This window comes from Streptomyces melanosporofaciens, assembly GCF_900105695.1.
Taxonomy (GTDB): domain Bacteria; phylum Actinomycetota; class Actinomycetes; order Streptomycetales; family Streptomycetaceae; genus Streptomyces; species Streptomyces antimycoticus.
Window position 1 is genome coordinate 251,743 of record NZ_FNST01000001.1, and the last position, 15,876, is coordinate 267,618.

15 protein-coding genes and 1 pseudogene are annotated in these 15,876 nt (G+C 71.6%); 10 read left to right on the forward strand and 6 right to left on the reverse strand.

The window, feature by feature from the left end:
* Positions 1–15 precede the first annotated feature (15 nt).
* The 6 genes from BLV72_RS51385 to BLV72_RS51760 all read left to right on the forward strand — a co-directional run bounded on the left by BLV72_RS51385 (position 16) and on the right by BLV72_RS51760 (position 8,310).
* Positions 16–4,617 (forward strand): amino acid adenylation domain-containing protein, encoded by a 4,602-nt coding sequence (locus BLV72_RS51385; protein WP_342030633.1) that lies wholly within the window; start codon positions 16–18, stop codon positions 4,615–4,617.
* Positions 4,614–6,491, forward strand: coding sequence for a class I adenylate-forming enzyme family protein (locus BLV72_RS01290; protein WP_093459685.1), 1,878 nt, complete (start codon positions 4,614–4,616; stop codon positions 6,489–6,491). The genes BLV72_RS51385 and BLV72_RS01290 overlap by 4 nt, the downstream gene beginning before the upstream one ends.
* The gene (locus tag BLV72_RS01295) at positions 6,488–7,255 is read left to right on the forward strand and encodes a hypothetical protein (RefSeq protein ID WP_244320543.1); all 768 of its coding nucleotides are present in this window, start codon (positions 6,488–6,490) and stop codon (positions 7,253–7,255) included. The genes BLV72_RS01290 and BLV72_RS01295 overlap by 4 nt, the downstream gene beginning before the upstream one ends.
* A 73-nt stretch (positions 7,256–7,328) precedes the next feature.
* Positions 7,329–7,544, forward strand: coding sequence for an MbtH family protein (locus BLV72_RS01300; protein WP_086883781.1), 216 nt, complete (start codon positions 7,329–7,331; stop codon positions 7,542–7,544).
* Positions 7,545–7,904: 360 nt separating this feature from the next.
* Positions 7,905–8,114 carry an FG-GAP repeat protein gene (locus BLV72_RS49250; protein ID WP_244320591.1) on the forward strand — a complete coding sequence of 70 codons (210 nt, stop codon included), beginning with the start codon at positions 7,905–7,907 and terminating at the stop codon, positions 8,112–8,114.
* The gene (locus BLV72_RS51760) at positions 8,053–8,310 is read left to right on the forward strand and encodes an FG-GAP repeat protein (RefSeq protein ID WP_093459686.1); all 258 of its coding nucleotides are present in this window, start codon (positions 8,053–8,055) and stop codon (positions 8,308–8,310) included. The genes BLV72_RS49250 and BLV72_RS51760 overlap by 62 nt, the downstream gene beginning before the upstream one ends.
* Here the strand turns inward: BLV72_RS51760 and BLV72_RS01315 are convergent.
* Positions 8,274–8,669 carry a DUF2267 domain-containing protein gene (locus tag BLV72_RS01315; protein WP_093459688.1) on the reverse strand — a complete coding sequence of 132 codons (396 nt, stop codon included), beginning with the start codon at positions 8,667–8,669 and terminating at the stop codon, positions 8,274–8,276. The genes BLV72_RS51760 and BLV72_RS01315 overlap by 37 nt on opposite strands.
* 999 nt (positions 8,670–9,668) lie before the next feature.
* Here BLV72_RS01315 and BLV72_RS01325 point away from each other — a divergent pair.
* Positions 9,669–10,022 (forward strand): annotated as a pseudogene (locus tag BLV72_RS01325) (Hsp20/alpha crystallin family protein); the annotation flags it as partial.
* Positions 10,023–10,175: 153 nt separating this feature from the next.
* On the opposite strand, the gene BLV72_RS47655 reads toward BLV72_RS01325, so the two are convergent.
* The 4 genes from BLV72_RS47655 to BLV72_RS01340 form a co-directional block, all read right to left on the reverse strand.
* Positions 10,176–10,328, reverse strand: coding sequence for a hypothetical protein (locus BLV72_RS47655; RefSeq protein WP_167746237.1), 153 nt, complete (start codon positions 10,326–10,328; stop codon positions 10,176–10,178).
* A 135-nt stretch (positions 10,329–10,463) separates the two neighbouring features.
* Entirely contained in the window at positions 10,464–11,330 is an 867-nt protein-coding gene (locus BLV72_RS01330; RefSeq protein WP_425288344.1) for an SCO6745 family protein, read from the reverse strand.
* Between the two features lie 147 nt (positions 11,331–11,477).
* On the reverse strand, positions 11,478–12,155 hold the full coding sequence (locus BLV72_RS48590; RefSeq protein ID WP_208905453.1) for an Rv2993c-like domain-containing protein: 678 nt from the start codon (positions 12,153–12,155) through the stop codon (positions 11,478–11,480).
* A complete protein-coding gene (locus BLV72_RS01340; RefSeq protein ID WP_093460014.1) occupies positions 12,152–13,261 on the reverse strand; it encodes an epoxide hydrolase family protein in 1,110 nt (369 codons plus the stop codon). The genes BLV72_RS48590 and BLV72_RS01340 overlap by 4 nt, the downstream gene beginning before the upstream one ends.
* 94 nt (positions 13,262–13,355) lie before the next feature.
* Here BLV72_RS01340 and BLV72_RS01345 point away from each other — a divergent pair, with 94 nt between their 5' ends.
* Together BLV72_RS01345 and BLV72_RS47660 are read left to right on the forward strand one after the other, a co-directional pair.
* Positions 13,356–14,282, forward strand: a complete 927-nt coding sequence (locus BLV72_RS01345) for a LysR family transcriptional regulator (RefSeq protein ID WP_093460016.1) — start codon at positions 13,356–13,358, stop codon at positions 14,280–14,282.
* A 63-nt stretch (positions 14,283–14,345) separates the two neighbouring features.
* Positions 14,346–14,489: a hypothetical protein gene (locus BLV72_RS47660; protein WP_167746238.1), complete on the forward strand. Its 144-nt coding sequence runs from the start codon at positions 14,346–14,348 to the stop codon at positions 14,487–14,489.
* 178 nt (positions 14,490–14,667) lie between these two features.
* Here the strand turns inward: BLV72_RS47660 and BLV72_RS47665 are convergent, their stop codons facing one another.
* A complete protein-coding gene (locus tag BLV72_RS47665) occupies positions 14,668–14,826 on the reverse strand; it encodes a hypothetical protein (RefSeq protein ID WP_167746239.1) in 159 nt (52 codons plus the stop codon).
* 222 nt (positions 14,827–15,048) lie between these two features.
* Between BLV72_RS47665 and BLV72_RS01350 the strand changes: the two genes are divergently transcribed.
* On the forward strand, positions 15,049–15,867 hold the full coding sequence (locus BLV72_RS01350) for an IS5 family transposase (protein WP_093460017.1): 819 nt from the start codon (positions 15,049–15,051) through the stop codon (positions 15,865–15,867).
* Positions 15,868–15,876 lie beyond the last annotated feature (9 nt).

A 15,876-nucleotide genomic window follows, 5' to 3' on the forward strand; every position in this document is an offset into this window, starting at 1 on the left:
CCCGGCGAGATCCACGTGTCCGGCCCCGGCGTGACCCGCGGCTATCTGGACCGGCCGGCGCTCACCGCGAGCCGGTTCGTCCCCGATCCATTCGGCGCGCCCGGCACTCGGATGTACCGCTCCGGGGACCTCGCGCGGCAGCGGCCGGACGGCACGCTGGAGTACCTCGGACGGATCGACCAGCAGGTGAAGGTCCGCGGTTACCGGATCGAGCCCGGCGAGATCGAGCGCGTCCTCGAACAGCACCCGGCCGTGGACCGGGCCGTGGTGATCGCCGAGACCGGCGACGACGGCGGCCGCCTGCTCTGCTACGCCGTCCCGGCCACGCGACCGGCCGGGACCGGCCCGGCCGAGACGCCGTCGGCCGCGGAACTGCGTGCCTACGCCCGCACGGTGCTGCCCGCGCATATGGTGCCCGCCTTCGTCGTCCCCGTAGACGAGATCCCGCTGACCGGGAACGGCAAGCTGGACCGCGCCGCCCTGCCGCGTCCGGAGACCGCGCTGCCGGTGAGCCGCGGCCCGGAGAACCCGCGAGAACGGCTGCTGTGCGACCTGTTCGCCGAAACCCTGGGACTGGCCGAGGTCGGCGCCGAGGACAACTTCTTCGACCTCGGCGGGCACTCGCTGCTCGCCACCCGTCTGATCAACCGGCTGCGCGCGGAGACCGGCCGCGAGCTGAGCATCCGTACCCTGTTCGACGCCCCGGTCGTCGCCGACCTGGCACGCCACGTCCCGCAGGGCGCTGCCGTGGCTCCCGCCCGGGTGGCCGCCGCCCCGCGACCGGAGCGCGTACCGCTCTCGCCCGCGCAGCGGCGGCTGTGGTTCTTCGACCGGTTCGCCGGCCCCAACTCCGTGTACAACATGTCCTTCGCCGTCCGGTTCACCGGGCCGCTGCGTGCGGAACCCCTGCGGGCGGCCCTCGGCGACCTGCTGGACAGGCACGAGAGCCTGCGCACCACCGTGGTGGAACACCACGGCGAGCCGTACCAGCGGATCCGCGACGCCGACGCCCTGCCGTTTCAGACGGTGGTCACCTCGGAGGCGGAACTGCCCGGACTGCTCGCCACCGCGTCCGCGCACGTCTTCGACCTGGAGACAGAACTCCCGGTCCGCGCCGTGCTCCACGAGACCGCACCCGAGCACCACGTACTCCTGCTCCTGCTGCACCACATCGCCGCCGACGGCTGGTCGCTCGGTCCGCTGGCCCGTGACCTGTCCACCGCCTACCGGGCCCGTGCCGCGGGCGACGCCCCGCAGTGGACGAGCACACCCGTGAGTTACGCGGACCACACGCTCAGCCTGCTCGACCGCGACCGGGACACCGGCGTCGACCACTGGGCGCGGATCCTGCACGGCGTCCCGGAGGTGCTGCGGCTGCCGCTGGACCGTCCCCGGCCGCCGGTCTCCGCACACCGCGGGGAGACCGTCCCCTTCACCCTCGACGCCGCGCTCCACGCCCGCCTGAACCGGCTCGCCGCGACCACCCGGACCAGCCTGTTCATGGTGGTGCACACCGCGGTCGCCGCACTGCTGCACCGGCTCGGGGCGGGCGAGGACATCCCCGTCGGCACACCCGTCGCGGGACGGCACGACGCCGCGCTGCACGACACCGTGGGCTGCTTCGTCAACACCGTGGTGCTGCGCACCGACCTGAGCGGCGCGCCGACGTTCGCCGAACTCCTCCAGCGGGTACGCGCCACCGATCTCGACGCCTTCGCGCACCAGGAGGTCCCCTTCGAGCGCGTGGTCGAGGCCGTCAACCCGTCGCGCTCCCTCGCCGCCCACCCCCTCTTCCAGGTGATGCTGGCGTTCCAGGACACCCCGGCGGCCGAGTTCGACCTGCCGGGCCTGCGGACGGAACCGGTCGCCGTGCACGGCGGCGCCTCCCGGATGGACCTGCTGTGGAGCATGCGGCAGCACTACACGGACCACGGCGGTGAGGCCGGGATCGAGGGTCTTCTGGAATACGACACCGAACTGTTCGCCCCCGCGTCCGCGCGCCTGATGATCGCCCGCCTGGAGAGGCTGCTCCGCGCGGCCGTGGCCGATCCTCAACTCCCCGTCGCCGACTTGCCGGTGCTCGTCGACGGCGAGCACGAGCGGCTGACCGGACAGGGGTGCGGCACCGACCGCGCGACGCCCGACACCACCGTGGCGGCGCTCGCCGCGGCCCAGGCACACCGCACCCCGGAGGCACCCGCTGTCCTGCACGGCGAGACCGTGCTCAGCCACCGGGACCTGTCCCAGCGGGCGGAACACCTCGCCGGGGAACTCCGCGCGCACGGCGCGGGCCCAGGCGCCCTGGTCGCCGTGGTGCTGCGCCGAGGCCCCGACCTGCCCGCCACCCTCCTCGCCGTCCAGGCGACCGGCGCCGCCTACCTGCCCGTCGACCCCACCTTGCCGGCCGAGCGCGTAACAGCGCTCCTGGCCGACGCCCGACCCCTCCTCGTGGTGTGCGACGCCACCGGACCCGCGGCCGAACCCGTTGTCACGACCGGGGCGGCCGAGCCGCTGCCGGTGCCACCGGACACCGCGTACGTCACCTACACCTCGGGCTCCACCGGGCGGCCCAAGGGCGTCGTCGTGCCACGGGCCGCGCTGGTGAACCTGCTGTTCGCCCTGCGCGAGCAGCTCGCGGTCGGCCCCGACGACCGGATGCTGGCCTCCGCGCCCGTCGGCTTCGACATGTGCAAGCCCGAGCTGTACCTGCCGCTGATCACCGGCGGCGCCATGGTCCTCGCCGACCAGGACGCGCTGCGCGATCCCGACCAGCTGTGCGCGCTGCTCGACCGGCACCGCGTCACCGTGGTGCAGGCGACCCCGTCGCTCTGGCGGACGCTCGTGGCACGACGACCGCGGCAACTGCGCCACGTACGCGCCGTCGTCGGCGGCGAGGCGGTCCCCGCGGAACTCGCCGGGGAGCTGGCCGCCGCCACCGCGTCGCTGCTCGCCTGCTACGGCCCGACCGAGACCACCGTCTGGTCCGCCACCCACCCGGTCGGCGCGCGGACCGACGGCACGGTGCCGCTCGGCCGGCCGCTGCGCAACACCCGCGCTTACGTCCTCGACGACCGGCTGCGCCCCGTCCCCCCGGGCACGAGAGGCGAGCTGTACCTGGCCGGCGCGGGCCTGGCGACCGGCTACCTCGGCCGCCCCGGACTGACGGCCGCCCGCTTCCTGCCGGACCCCTTCGGACCGGCCGGCCGGCGGATGTACCGCACCGGCGACCTCGCGTCGTGGAGCCGCGACGGGGTGCTCCGCTTCCACGGCCGGACCGACGACCAGGTGAAGATCCGCGGTCACCGCGTCGAACTCGGCGAGGTCGAAGCCGTGCTGGACGGGCACCCGCAGGTCACGGCCGCCGCAGTCGCCGTGCACGACCGCGGCGCCGACGACCGTCGGCTCGTCGGCTACGTCACCCCACGAGGCGCTGATCTGAACGCGATCGGGGCGCACCTGACCCGGCACCTGCCGGACTACATGGTGCCCGCCCGGCTGCTCGCCCTGGACCGGCTCCCCCTCGGCGTCAACGGAAAGCTGCTGCGCGACCGGCTGCCCGAGCCCGACTGGGCGGCCGCCACCGGCGCCGAGCCGCCGCGCGACCTCCGTGAGGACCTGATGTGCCGCCAGTTCGCCGAGGTGCTCGACGTACCGCGGGTCGGCCCCGAGGACAACTTCTTCGAACTGGGCGGCCACTCGCTGCTCGCCGCCCGGCTGACCGAGCGGGTACGCGCCGTCCTCGGCCTCGCACCCGCCCTCCAAAACGTCTTCGAGGCCCCCACCCCGGCCGCCCTGAGCCGATTGCTCGGCGGGCCGCCGACCGCGTCCGCCTCCGCACACCTCGTGCCCTTCCGGGCCGCCGGAGCGGCCGCTCCGGTGTTCTGTGTCCACCCGCTGAGCGGGATGAGCTGGACTTACGCCGGCCTGCTGCGGCACGTCGGCCGGCACCACCCGGTCCACGGCATCCAGGCCGAGGGCACCGGGGGAGTGGCGGACCTGCCCGGCACGATCGAGGAGATGGCCGAGCGCTACCTGCGGCTGCTGCGCACGGTCCGACCTAACGGCCCGTACCACCTGGTCGGCTGGTCCTTCGGCGGACTGGTGGCGCACGCCATGGCCGTCCGGCTGCGGGAACTCGGCGAGCCCGAAGGGACGCTGTTCCTGGTCGACGCCGTCGCCGCCACCGGGGCCGAGCCCGCCGAGCCCATCGACGAGCACCGCGTGCACCGGGTGCTGCTGACGGCAGCCGGGTTGGACGACGGCCGCATCGCTCCGGAGACCCTCGACTTCACCACCGTGTCGGCACTGCTGCGCCGTGAGGGCAGCCTCTTCGCCCGCCTCACCGAGGACGACATCGCCCGCGTCATCGCCGTCTCCCGGCACAACGACGCTCTGCTGCGCGCCTACCGTCCCCCACGCTACGCGGGCGCCACCACCTACATCGAGGCCGCCGGCGAGCCTCGGCGCGCGGCACCCACGCACGAACTGTGGCGGCCGTACGCCGGCGGCGAGCTGACCGTCGGTCACGTCGACGCACGGCACCACCAAGTGATGCAGCCCCAGCACGTGGACGCCGTCGGCGTCCAGCTCACCGAAGCCCTCGGGAGGGCCCGTTGACCGCCACCGAGGACGCCACGTACGAGGCGGACAGCGCCGCACTCGACGAACTGCCCGCAGGGGCGCGGGTGGTGATCAGGCTCCCAAGCGGCCACCGCCTGGCGGACATCCTGCTCGGCTGCTTCGACCGGGGACTCGTCGCCGTCCCGCTGCACCCGCGGGCCGGGGACGCGGCCCTCGCCGCCGGCGCCGCCCGGGTCGCCGCCGCGGCCGTCGTGGACGTCCACGGAGTCCGGCGCACCCAACTGCCCGACGCGCACCCGACGCCCGAAGCCCCTGCGCTCATCATGTTCACCTCCGGCTCCACCGGTCCGCAGAAAGGGGTCGTGCTCAGCCGCCGGGCGGTCATCGGCAACGCACACCGCACAGCGGTCCTGCACGGCATCACACCGGACCGCCCGCACGGCACCTGCCTGCCGCTGTACCACTGCAACGCACTGGTCATGTCACTGCTCGGCACCCACCTCACCGGCACGCCGCTCATCCTGCACCCCGCCTTCGACCCGGCCGGCTACTTCGCCGCGCTGGACGCCTCCGGCGCCAGGACGGCCTCCATCGTCCCGGCTCTCCTCGCGGACCTGGTCGAGGCCGCTCCCGCGTGGCCCGACGGGCTGGATTACCTGATCACCGCCGCGGCCCCGCTCACCGCCGACCTGGCCCGCCGCTTCCACTCCCGCTACGGCCCGAGGCTGCGTCAGGGCTACGGTCTGACGGAGGCGGTCAACTTCAGCTTCACCATGCCGCTGCTCTGCGACACCGACTTCCGCACCCACTACCTGGAACGGACGCCCCCGGTGGGGGTACCGCTGCCCGGCACCGAACTCCACCTGGAATCCGGCGAGGTCTGGATCAGAACACCTGACCTGATGACCGGCTACTGGCAGGACCCGCGCAACACCGCCGCCACCATCACCGACGATGGCTGGCTGCGCACCGGCGACCTGGGCGAGCTCCGGGACGGACTCCTCGTCCTGCGGGGCCGCGCGGGCGAGCGCATCAACCGCGGCGGGGAGAAGCACCATCCCCTCGACATCGAGCACGGCTGGCGCCGGGCGGGCCTCACCGGCCGGTTCGCGGCGGTCGCGGTGGACGAGCCCACGCTCGGCGACGACGTCGCCCTGGTCGCGACGGAACAGCCGGTGCCCGAGGTCCGCACCCTCTACGAACGATCGCCGCTGCGGCCCGCGGTCGTCCAGTTCGGCGGGTACCGGGCGACCGCCACCGGAAAGCCGCAACGCCGGGCGATGAGCCGGCCGCTGGCCGCCCGCCGCCTGGCGCCCGCACGGTACGACCGACTGCTGCGCCACGCCGCGGCCACCGCACGCCACCTCCTGGACTCCGGGAGCAACGACCCGGCCCTGCGGTCCCTCGCCGAACACACCGCCGCCCGGCACGCCGGGATCGGGGAGGACACCGTGCTGGCCGCCTACGACTTCCTGCGCGAGCACTGGCACGCCCCCGACGACGCGGAACTCGCCCGCGCCAAGGCGCGGTGGCGCGCGACGCTACTCGCCGCGTGGCCGCTCTCGGTGCACGGGGAACTGGCCGCGGAGCTGGCCGCCCGGCACGGCGTCGAGGAGGGGCCGGTGCCGTGGGGCGTCGAGACCCGCCTCGACGGCGGCGCACTGGTCCTCCTCCCGCACGGACCCGCGCCGGGCGGTCCCGCCCGGCCGCTGGGCCCGCTGCTGTCCTTCCTCGACGTCCCCGGCAGTGCGGGAACGGACCGCTGGGAGTGGCTGTCCCGGCAGCGGGACGGCGGGACAGCCGTGACCGGCTGCTCGGTGCTCCGCGCCGGGCGACACGACACGGGCGGCGTGCTCTGGGCACGTCACCCCGGTTCCGGACCGAACGAGCACAGGGGAGCGACAGGATGACGCAGCCCACCGAGACCATCGGCCGGATGAAGCGGTCGCCCGACCACGAGGACGAGATCCTCGACGTCCGAGGTCACCTGGACCCCGACCGCAACCGGCTCACCCCGGTGGTGCAACTGCCCCCGGAGACCGCCCTGACCGTCGTCGACGCTCTGTCCGGCCTGGTCCGGGCGGCCCATCGGGAGGAGGGGGAGCGACCCACACCGGCGGGCGAGCCGAAGCGGGCGCAGGTCTTCGAGGAGGGCGACGTCTTCATGCTGGAGCCGCCCTTCCCGGGCTTCTTCGCCGACCGCTACCTCATGGACTTCTACGACACCGCCGCACGCGACATCTGTTCGCGCATGCACCTGCACACCGGGCTGCGGTTCGTGCGGATGATGACCGGCCCGGACACCACGATCCGCGTGTCCAGCCTGTCGCCGATCACCGTCCGCCCCCCGACGGGACGCTTCGCACCGCTGTCCTGCTTCGCCGACGACCTGCCCGGCACCCCCGACGGGGTGCGCCGCGAGCGGCACAACGTGATCGTGCCGCCCAACTCCTGGGTGGACATGCAGATACCACGTGGAGTCTCACACCAGTTCAACGCGGTCGGTCCGAACGCGGTGATCGACTCGGTGCACCCGGAGGAGTCCATCGAGACCCTGCGGGAGGGGATGTCGGGCTACCGGATGATGGCGCAGACCATCTTCCTCGCCAAGGACAGGAGCCCCGCCGCCACCTGCGCCGACACCGGCGCGCCGGAGACGACCCCGCCACGCTGAGCCGTACAGGCCAAGCCCCACGGCCGCCGGACCGGCTTCTCCGCCCCGACCCCGCAGAGATCGGCAGGACGACGTGAACCCCTTCGACGACCCGGACGGCACCTTCCTCGTCGTGGTCAACGACCAGAACCAGCACGCCCTGTGGCCCACCTTCGCCCCGGTGCCCGACGGATGGCACGAGGCGCACCCGGCCGCACCCCGGGACGTGTGCCTGGACCACATCGAGCGCACGTGGACGGACCTCGCACCCGGCGGTCCGACCCGGCCCGCGGATCCGGCCACCGGCTGAGCCGACCGGCCGCCGACCCGCACCCTGGCCGCCGACCCGCCGGTGCTGTCCGGGCGGCGGTGCGGGTCGGCCCGCCCCGCCGTCGAGCGGCTACGCGGCGATCAGGTACCGCAGGGCGCGGCCCATGACCTCCTCGAACGCCATGCGCGTGCCCGCAGCCTCTCGCTCGTGGACGGCCCCCGCGCGACGGCGCGCTGAACCGGACGCCCTCACGACCCGGACACCGGCCTCGCAGCCGTTCGCGCCCGCGCGGGACGGAGAGCCGTCGGTGCCTACCGAAGCATCCGTGTCACCCAGGCCACTGCCGAGGTTCCCGGCACCCCGGAGGCGGGCGACCGCTTCGGCGCATCCGTGGCCCTGGTGGACCTCAACGGCGACGGCATCGCGGAACTGCTCGCCGGTGTCCCCGGCGAGGACGTCACCGAGCGCGGTACCGGCGCGGGCATGGTCATCGCCGTAGGCGGCTCGACGAACCTTCCGGAACACGGACAACGCCGGCGTGACCGCCATGGCCGCCGGCGACGTCAACCGCGACGGCCGCGAGGACCTGATCGCGGGCGCTCCTGGTGAGGCCATCGGCAGCAAAGCGGGGGCGCCTGACTTGGTACTACACGTGCTCGCGATCCAGGACTCGCGCCGGGGCCCTGTTGGCCGCGGCGCGAGGCGGTGTTCGCGTCCATCCCCGCCATTGTCTTTGCTGTGGTGCCGGCAGAGACCCACGGTGGGTGATCAACTCGACTGCGGGCGTCCGAAGAGCAGGTCGTAGCCCGGCGGGAGTTGGAACAGGGTGCGGTTCATCAGGTCATCACCCGCGACATCGGCCACGACGCTGAGTACCGCGCTGACGTCCCAGGTTGCGGTCTTCTCGGTGGCGCCTTCGATCCAGGCTGCGGTCGCCCGGATGAACCGCTCGGGTGACAGCGGTTCGTGCGCCTGGAGGGGACTGAGGAGGATCAGCGCCAGCGATTCGGGCAGCCGGTCGGCCAATTCGGCGCGTACCTCACCCACCAGATGAGCCCCCAGCAGTGCCAAGACGACGCGGGAGGCTCGCTCTGCCTCCTGCGGTGTGGGATATTCGCCGCGTTCCTGGATCGCGGCGATGAACGCGTCCCAGCGGATGCGCATGACGTCTTCCCTTCCGGATGGATGGCCGCGCAGAGGCGATGCGGGCGGACGGAAGCCGCCGTGCCCGTCTCCTGCCGCGGTCATCAGCCGCTGATGTACGTGTACGGGGCGCCGCCGCTGGCGGCGATCTTGCGGGGCTTGGCCTGATCGGCGACCGGGATACACGGCCGCGGCAGGCCGGCCCCGCGCGATGCGTCGATGCGATCATGGCTTCGCTGCCTCATGCGGTGCCGCGGTGCCTGGCACCTGCTGGTGTGAACCGGTCCAGCCCACGGAAGGGGTCGGTTCGCGCGAGCGTCATCGATCTCCTCACCTACTCCCCTCGACGATGGGACGGACTCCTCGACACAGTCCATCTTGCTCCCATCCCGGGGCCTGGCACCTGGCCGAAGCGGCGATTCGGGGTGCTCGGCGCCGACGTGCTCGGCGCGGAAGATGCCTACCTCCTCGAGGTCGGCCTGCCCGGCGTGAAGCGGGGCGACATCACCATCGAGCTGAACGCCGGCGAGGTGTCGTGCACGGCGAGATCAGGGAAAAGGAACGTTCCGGCGTGCTGCGCCATCGCACCCGGCGCACCGGCCAGGTCGACTAGGACGCCGTTGTCGTAGGCCGCCTCGGCCGCTGTGGTGTCCCTTCAATCTGCACACCCCGCGGGACGTCGAACGGTCCGCAGTGCGGCCGGACGAAAACGAGTACTGCCCATCCGTGTAGCCCACCGCAGACTTATTGACAAGCTTCCGCCCAAGATGAAATTGACAGCATCCCGCTCAAGGCTTGTCACGTGCAGTGAACAGTCCGTCGCGCCGACGGAGGCGTCGGCCCTGTGGCCGGGTCTGACGGGCTGGTACTGGTGGTCTTGGCGGCTGGCTCGGCCGTCGTCACGGGCTGGGTGGAGCCGTGGGTCGCCGGGGCGGGGCGCTGGTGGCGGTTGATGCCTCCCCGCCGCGGCTCCGTTTCCGCTTTCGCCCCGGGCGCTGGCTTCGGCCGTGACGCACCGTACGTCCGGCTGGCATGCCGATGGACGCCTGGCGCGAGGGCGACACGTTCTTCGTGGAGCTGGGCCTGCCGGGCGTGAACCCGGAGTCCATCGACCTCGATGTCGAGCGCAACGTCCTGACGGTGAAAGCCGAACGCAAGCAGGCATACGGCGACAACTGTGACACAGTGATCACCGAGCGGCCTGCGGGGACGTTCAGCCGACAGTTGTTCCTGGGCGACACTCTCGACGCTGAGCGGATCGACGCCTCTTACGAGGCGGGTGTGCTGAAGCTGCGCGTTCCGGTCGCCGAGCAGGCCAAGCCCCGCAAGATCGCGATCAGTGGCGGCAGTGACCGCAAGGAACTGGACGGCTGACCCAGCAATAGCTTCGTCCCGAGGCCCCGGCCGGCTGGCCCGGGGCCTCGCCGTCTCCGGGGGCGGGGCCCTCCTCAAACCGCTTCGTCCGCAGGCAACGGGCCATGTGGGGCCCGGCGTCAGTCGGCCTCTCGCCTGCGGGTTCGGTGCGCATCAGGACCGGGTCGGACGTTCCGGCTCTCCGCCATCGGCGTCGAAAACCTTGGTGAAGGTGGCCCCGCACCGGCAGCGGGAGTGCTCGATCAGTCCCCCGTCTTCGGACACGCTCAGCCCCTGGCTGAGCCGCACGTGCACGTGATCGGCCATAGCGATCTGCTTTCTTTGACGTCCTTGGTCGGGCCATGGTGGAGGCGGGCCCCTTTGCCCGGCAATGCCGCAGCTCACACCGTCGTAGTGGTTCTGGCCGACATCCGGCGGGATGTCCCCGCCACCGCGGTCGGACTACGTGGCGGCCTCCGGATCGGCGGACTGCGTGTCTCCCATCTCCACGCGGAAGGGGTATGTCCCGGCGGCGGTGAACGCGTCGTGGATCGGCATGACGAGAGAGGTGAGGCGACGGACGTTCGCGTCGCCGATCGGCGTCCACAGGGCGGCGCAGTGCTCGTCGGTCTCCATCTCGATCCGCTCGCGCGCCGAGATGCCGGCATCGGTCGTGGTGCCGTCGGCGTTGAGCCAGCCACGTGCGACGAGGCGTGCCGTTGCCGCAGCCACCTCCTCGTCGTTCCACAGGCGGGTGGCACGTGCGATCGCTTCCGGGAAGTGACCTGTCGCGGTCTGCAGGACGTTGCAGTCGCACGGCCCGAGGTCGTTGGCGGCGAGCACGGTGAAATGCGCGTCGCCGCGCCACTCGCGCACCACCGTGATCTGCTGCCATAGCGCGACGAGCGGATCGGATGGGAGGGGGACCGAGACGTTGGCGGCAGCCATCGTCTTTCCGGCGTAGTCGGCACTCGCGACGACCGGGTCGATCAGCGATCGTGCCTCTGCGATCTGATCGGCGGTGAGGTGCACGTCGACGCGTCGGAACGCACGATCGACGGCCGCGAAGCGAGCGGCCTGCCAATGCTCCGGCGTCGCGCTGTCCCACACGCCTGCCATGGCCCGCACCGACCGCGGGCTGAAGCTGTAGAAGGCCGCGAGCGTGACCTGCCACGGCACCGCGCCCATCGGGGCCGACCGGAACGCGAAGTACGCCGGTGCGTACTCGGTCACGCCGAGCCTGGCGGCCTCTTCCGGTGCCTCGGGGATGAAGTAGATGAACAGGTGGGTCGCGTTGATGGTGAGGCTGACCTCGCGAACGGCATGCATGTTTATATTGGCACGAACAAAGGTGCTGGTGAGAGGCATCGAGGGTTGTCTCCTGGTAGGTCAGTCGGAGGATCGACGTCGGGGGAGGGGCGGCACAAGGGCGGCCGCACTCGACCCCAAGCGGTGGAGTGCAAGATCATCTTTGGCTTATCCGGTGTGCCAGGACGGCTCCGGCGCGGGGAAGAGCGGATGCGCGTACCAGACCGGGCCGACCGTGCCGTCGCCGACGGCTGCCTTACCCTCGTTGCTGACGTGGCGCTCGAACGCGGCGAAGTCCCGGACCGCCGGGGGTACGGGCATCGGCGCCAGCAGGCCGGCCGTAGCCAGCTCGACGGTCTCGGTCAGCTCCCCGGTCGCGGCAACCTCCAGCCCGCCCTCGGCGCGCAGCAGCTCCAGCAGGCCCGTGCCCAGGGCGTGGACGCTGCTGTCGTGGACCACGCCGCGGCGTGTGGAGCCGTCGGCGGAGCGGTAACGGGCCCACCTCATCGGGCAGGCACCTCCCGGCTGGTCGTGGAGTCGCCGCGCGGTGGAGGAGGAGACCCGGAGGCCCAGGGGCATGGCGCCTTCCTCGCTCACGGCGACGGGGTGGCCCGGGGTGCCGGAATCCAGGTAGGAGGGCGCGGAGTTGGCCTCCTGGCCGTAGGCGGTCTCCGTACGCCTGGAGCGCTGGAAACGGGCGCCCAGGACGAGGACGTCGATCGTGTCGAGCCCGGCGGAGAGCCGGTCGGTCGACCGGCTGTTCTCGTTGCTGAGTCGCAGGTCGGCCCGGATGAACCAGGCGCCGGGCTCGGCCTTGGCCTGGTCGGTGAGCACGACCGTCTTCATGCGGCCACCGTCCGCGCGAACTTGCGGATCTCCTCGACGAACAACTCCGGCTGCTCCAGAGCGGCGAAGTGGCCACCCGCGGGGATGTCGTCGTTGAAGTAGCGCAGATCGTGGTAGGCGCGCTCGGCCCAGATGCGCGGGGTACGCGTCAGTTCGTCCGGGAAGACGCTGACACCCACGGGAAGGTCCAGCTCGGTCAGGGCGAGCGGCTGCCGGGCGTATTCCCAGTACAGGCGGGCGGAGGAAGCGCCGGTACCGGTGAACCAGTAGAGGGAGACATGGTCGAGGATCTCGTCGGGGGTGAGGGCGTCGGGCCGGGCCCAGTCGAGGAACTTCTCGTAGATCCACGCGGCCTGCCCGGCCGGGGAGTCGGTCAGGGCGTAGCCGATGGTCTGCGGCCGGGTGCGCTGCATGACGTGGTATCCGGAGTGGACGGCGAAGAAGCGGCTGCCCTGTTCGAGTGCGGCCTTCTCCTCGGGGGTCAGGTCGTCGCCGACCGGTGGTGCGGCGAGGAACTCGGGGAAGTTGACGTGGATCGCGCGCAGACCTGGCGGGCGCCGCGCCCCCATGCGGGTCGCGATGACACCGCCCCAGTCGCCGCCCTGGGCCAGATAGGAGTCATAGCCGAGGCGCTGCATGAGTACGCCGTACGCGCGGGCGATCCGATCCGGGCCCCAGCCGGTGGAGGTGGGCTGGTCGGAGAAGCCGTAGCCGGGCATCGAGGGAATGATGAGGTGGAAGCCGTGGTCGGTGAGCGGGCCGACGGTCTTGAGGAACTCCAGGAACGAGCCCGGCCACCCGTGCAGCAGCAACAGGGCAGTGGCGTCGGGGCGTGGCGAGCGCACGTGCGTGAAGTGGATGCCGAGACCGTCGATGGTGGTACGGAACTGGCCCAGCTCGTTGAGCCGCCGCTCGAGCTTGCGCCAGTCGTAGCCGGTGGCCCAGTGGTCCAGCAGCTCCCCGAGTCGCTCCCGTTGCACTCCCTGGCTGCTGTCCGGCGCCGTTTCCCGGCCGGCAAGGCGTACCCGGTGCAGTCGGTCCTTCAGATCCTCCAGGGCACTGTCCGGAATGTCGATGCGAAACGGCGTCACGTTGTCCGATGTCATGATCACTACGGTGCGGCCACGATGAGCTCGCGGTCCAATGATTGTTCCGTCTCACGTAATACGAAACATGCATAACGCCAGATAAGATGAGGTGGTGCCCGATCCCTTCCCCGCGCCCGTGGACCTCGACCTCCGCCTGGTGCAGTGCTTCACAGTGGTCGCCGAGCACCAGCATTTCGGCCGCGCCGCCGAGGCGCTGCACACCACCCAGCCGTCGCTGAGCCGACAGATCCGCCGCCTCGAACAGCAAGTGGGCGCCCGCCTGCTCGACCGCACCACGCACGGCACCCGGCTCAGCGAGGCCGGCGAAAACTTCCTGCCCCAGGCCAAGGCGCTGCTGCGGGCCGCGGTCGAGGCGATGGCCCGCGCCCGGGCCGCGGCCCGGCCCAGCAGCGTCACCATCGGCTACACCAAGGGGCTGATCATCACTCCGGCCGTGCGCGCCCTGCGCGACCGCAATCCGGATGCCGAGGTCCACACCCGCCTGCTCGCCTGGAACGACTCGCGCGGCGCGTTGCTGGAACACCGCGTCGACGCGGTGGTGACGCGCCTGCCGTTCCCCACCGACCGGCTACGCATCACCGTCCTCTACGACGAGCCGCGCGTGCTGGTCGTGCCGCGGGACCACCGTCTGGTCGGCAAGGAGTCGGTCACCCTCGACGACATCGCCGACGAGCCGATCCCCCACGTACGCCAGTCCGACCCGTTGCTGAACGCCTACTGGCGGCTCGATCCCCGGCCCGACGGGCGGCGCGCGCCCGACGGCCCCCTGGTCGAAGCCCTTGAGGACAAACACGAACTCATCGCCGCCGGGCAGGCCGTGGCCATCGGCCCACCCCTCGACTACGCGACCGGCCTGCATCCCAGCCTCACCACCATCCCGTTGCGCGGGGTCGAACCCAGCCAGGTCGTGCTCGCCACCCGCACCGGCGACCGCAGCCGCCTGGTCACCGCGTTCCGCAAACACGCCGAAGCTCTGCTCACCGGAACCCACCAGGCTGAACCGACACGAGAAGCGTGATCCACGACGGCTCCGCCCGCATGCACGAGCGATCGCGGCCCGTGTCTGGTCTGCCGCGCCTCGATGGGGTCGGCGGACTACGAAATCCACAAGGCTGACAAGGAACACACCCGGCAAGCGGTGCGCACCTGGCTGACGGACCATACCGACACGGCCGAGAAAATCGCCCTGCCAGGCACCCCGGAAAAGACCGATACAAACACCTGATGCTGCCCACATACCGCGGCTCCTGCCACCCGGGACGCCGCTTTCCACGACCGCGCGCGGGTGAACTGGAAAATCACCGTGGCGGCTACGACCGTGCTGACCGCAGCTGGACCGACCCCCGCGCTCGCGTCGACTTTGTGCAGCGTCGGCCGCCACATGGATCAGCAGGTGCTTCCGCTCATGTGGAGTCGGCTTCCACGGTGGCGTGACAGTCGTTCGGGTTGCCTCCCCGCCGCCCGGGCCACGAGATCTCGCCGGCTTTGTCCACGGCGAGTGCCTCGTCCTGCTTGGAGGCGCACAGCACGACGGTGCCGCCTTCGCCTTGGCTGCAGTCCATGCGGGTCAGGGCGACTCGCTCGGACAGGACGACGTCGCCGGTCGCGATGTCGATCAGCTGCGGCTGCTTGCTGCCGTCCTGCCCGAACTTGGCGAATGGTGAGCCGCCGATCGACGAGGGGGTGCCTTGCGGTATCTTCTCGGGCCATAGGGGTCCTTGCAGAATGATCTTGTTGTGGCACGGTGGAGAGGTATGTGATTCCGTGCTGCTTCGGGGGTGACCATGACACGGCGGAAGCCGTGGGAGGTCAGTGATGAGTTGTGGGCGGTGATCGAGCCGCTGTTGCCGAAGCATGAGCGGCGGTTCCGGCATCCGGGGCGTAAGCGGATCGATGACCGTAAGACGCTGCAGGGTGTGCTGTTCGTGCTGTACACCGGCATCCAGTGGGAGTATCTGCCGCAGGAGTTGGGTTTCGGTTCGGGGCCTACCTGCTGGCGGCGGCTGGCCGAGTGGCAGGAGGTCGGGGTGTGGGAGGAGCTCCAGCGGGTGCTGCTGGACCGGCTGCGGGCGGCGGACCGGCTGGACTTCTCCCGCGTCGCGGTCGATGCCTCGCATGTGCAGGCCAAGCGGGGGCGACGCAGCCCAAAAGTCGGTCCGAGTCCGGTTGACCGTGCGCGGCCGGGCTCGAAGCACCACGTGCTGACCGACGCGCACGGCACCCCGTTGCGGGTGTCGCACACCGGCGGGCACCGCAACGACATCACCCAGCTCCTGCCGCTGGTCGACGGTCTGCCGCCGGTACGGGGCAAGCGGGGCCGGCCCCGGCGCAAGCCCCGCGAACTGTATGCCGACCGCGGGTACGACCACGACAGCTACCGCCGCCGTCTGCGTAAGCGTGGCATCATCCCGAAGATTGCCCGGCGTGGTCAGCCACACGGCTTGGGCCTGGGCCGTGTGCGGTGGGTTGCTGAGTCCGCCATTGCCTGGCTCCACGGCCCTCGCCGTTTACGAACCCGCTGGGAAGCCCGAGACGACATGCATGACGCCTTCCTCCAACTCGCGCACTGCATGACCCTCGCCCGCAAAATCCCAGCTTTCTGAAAGGACCCC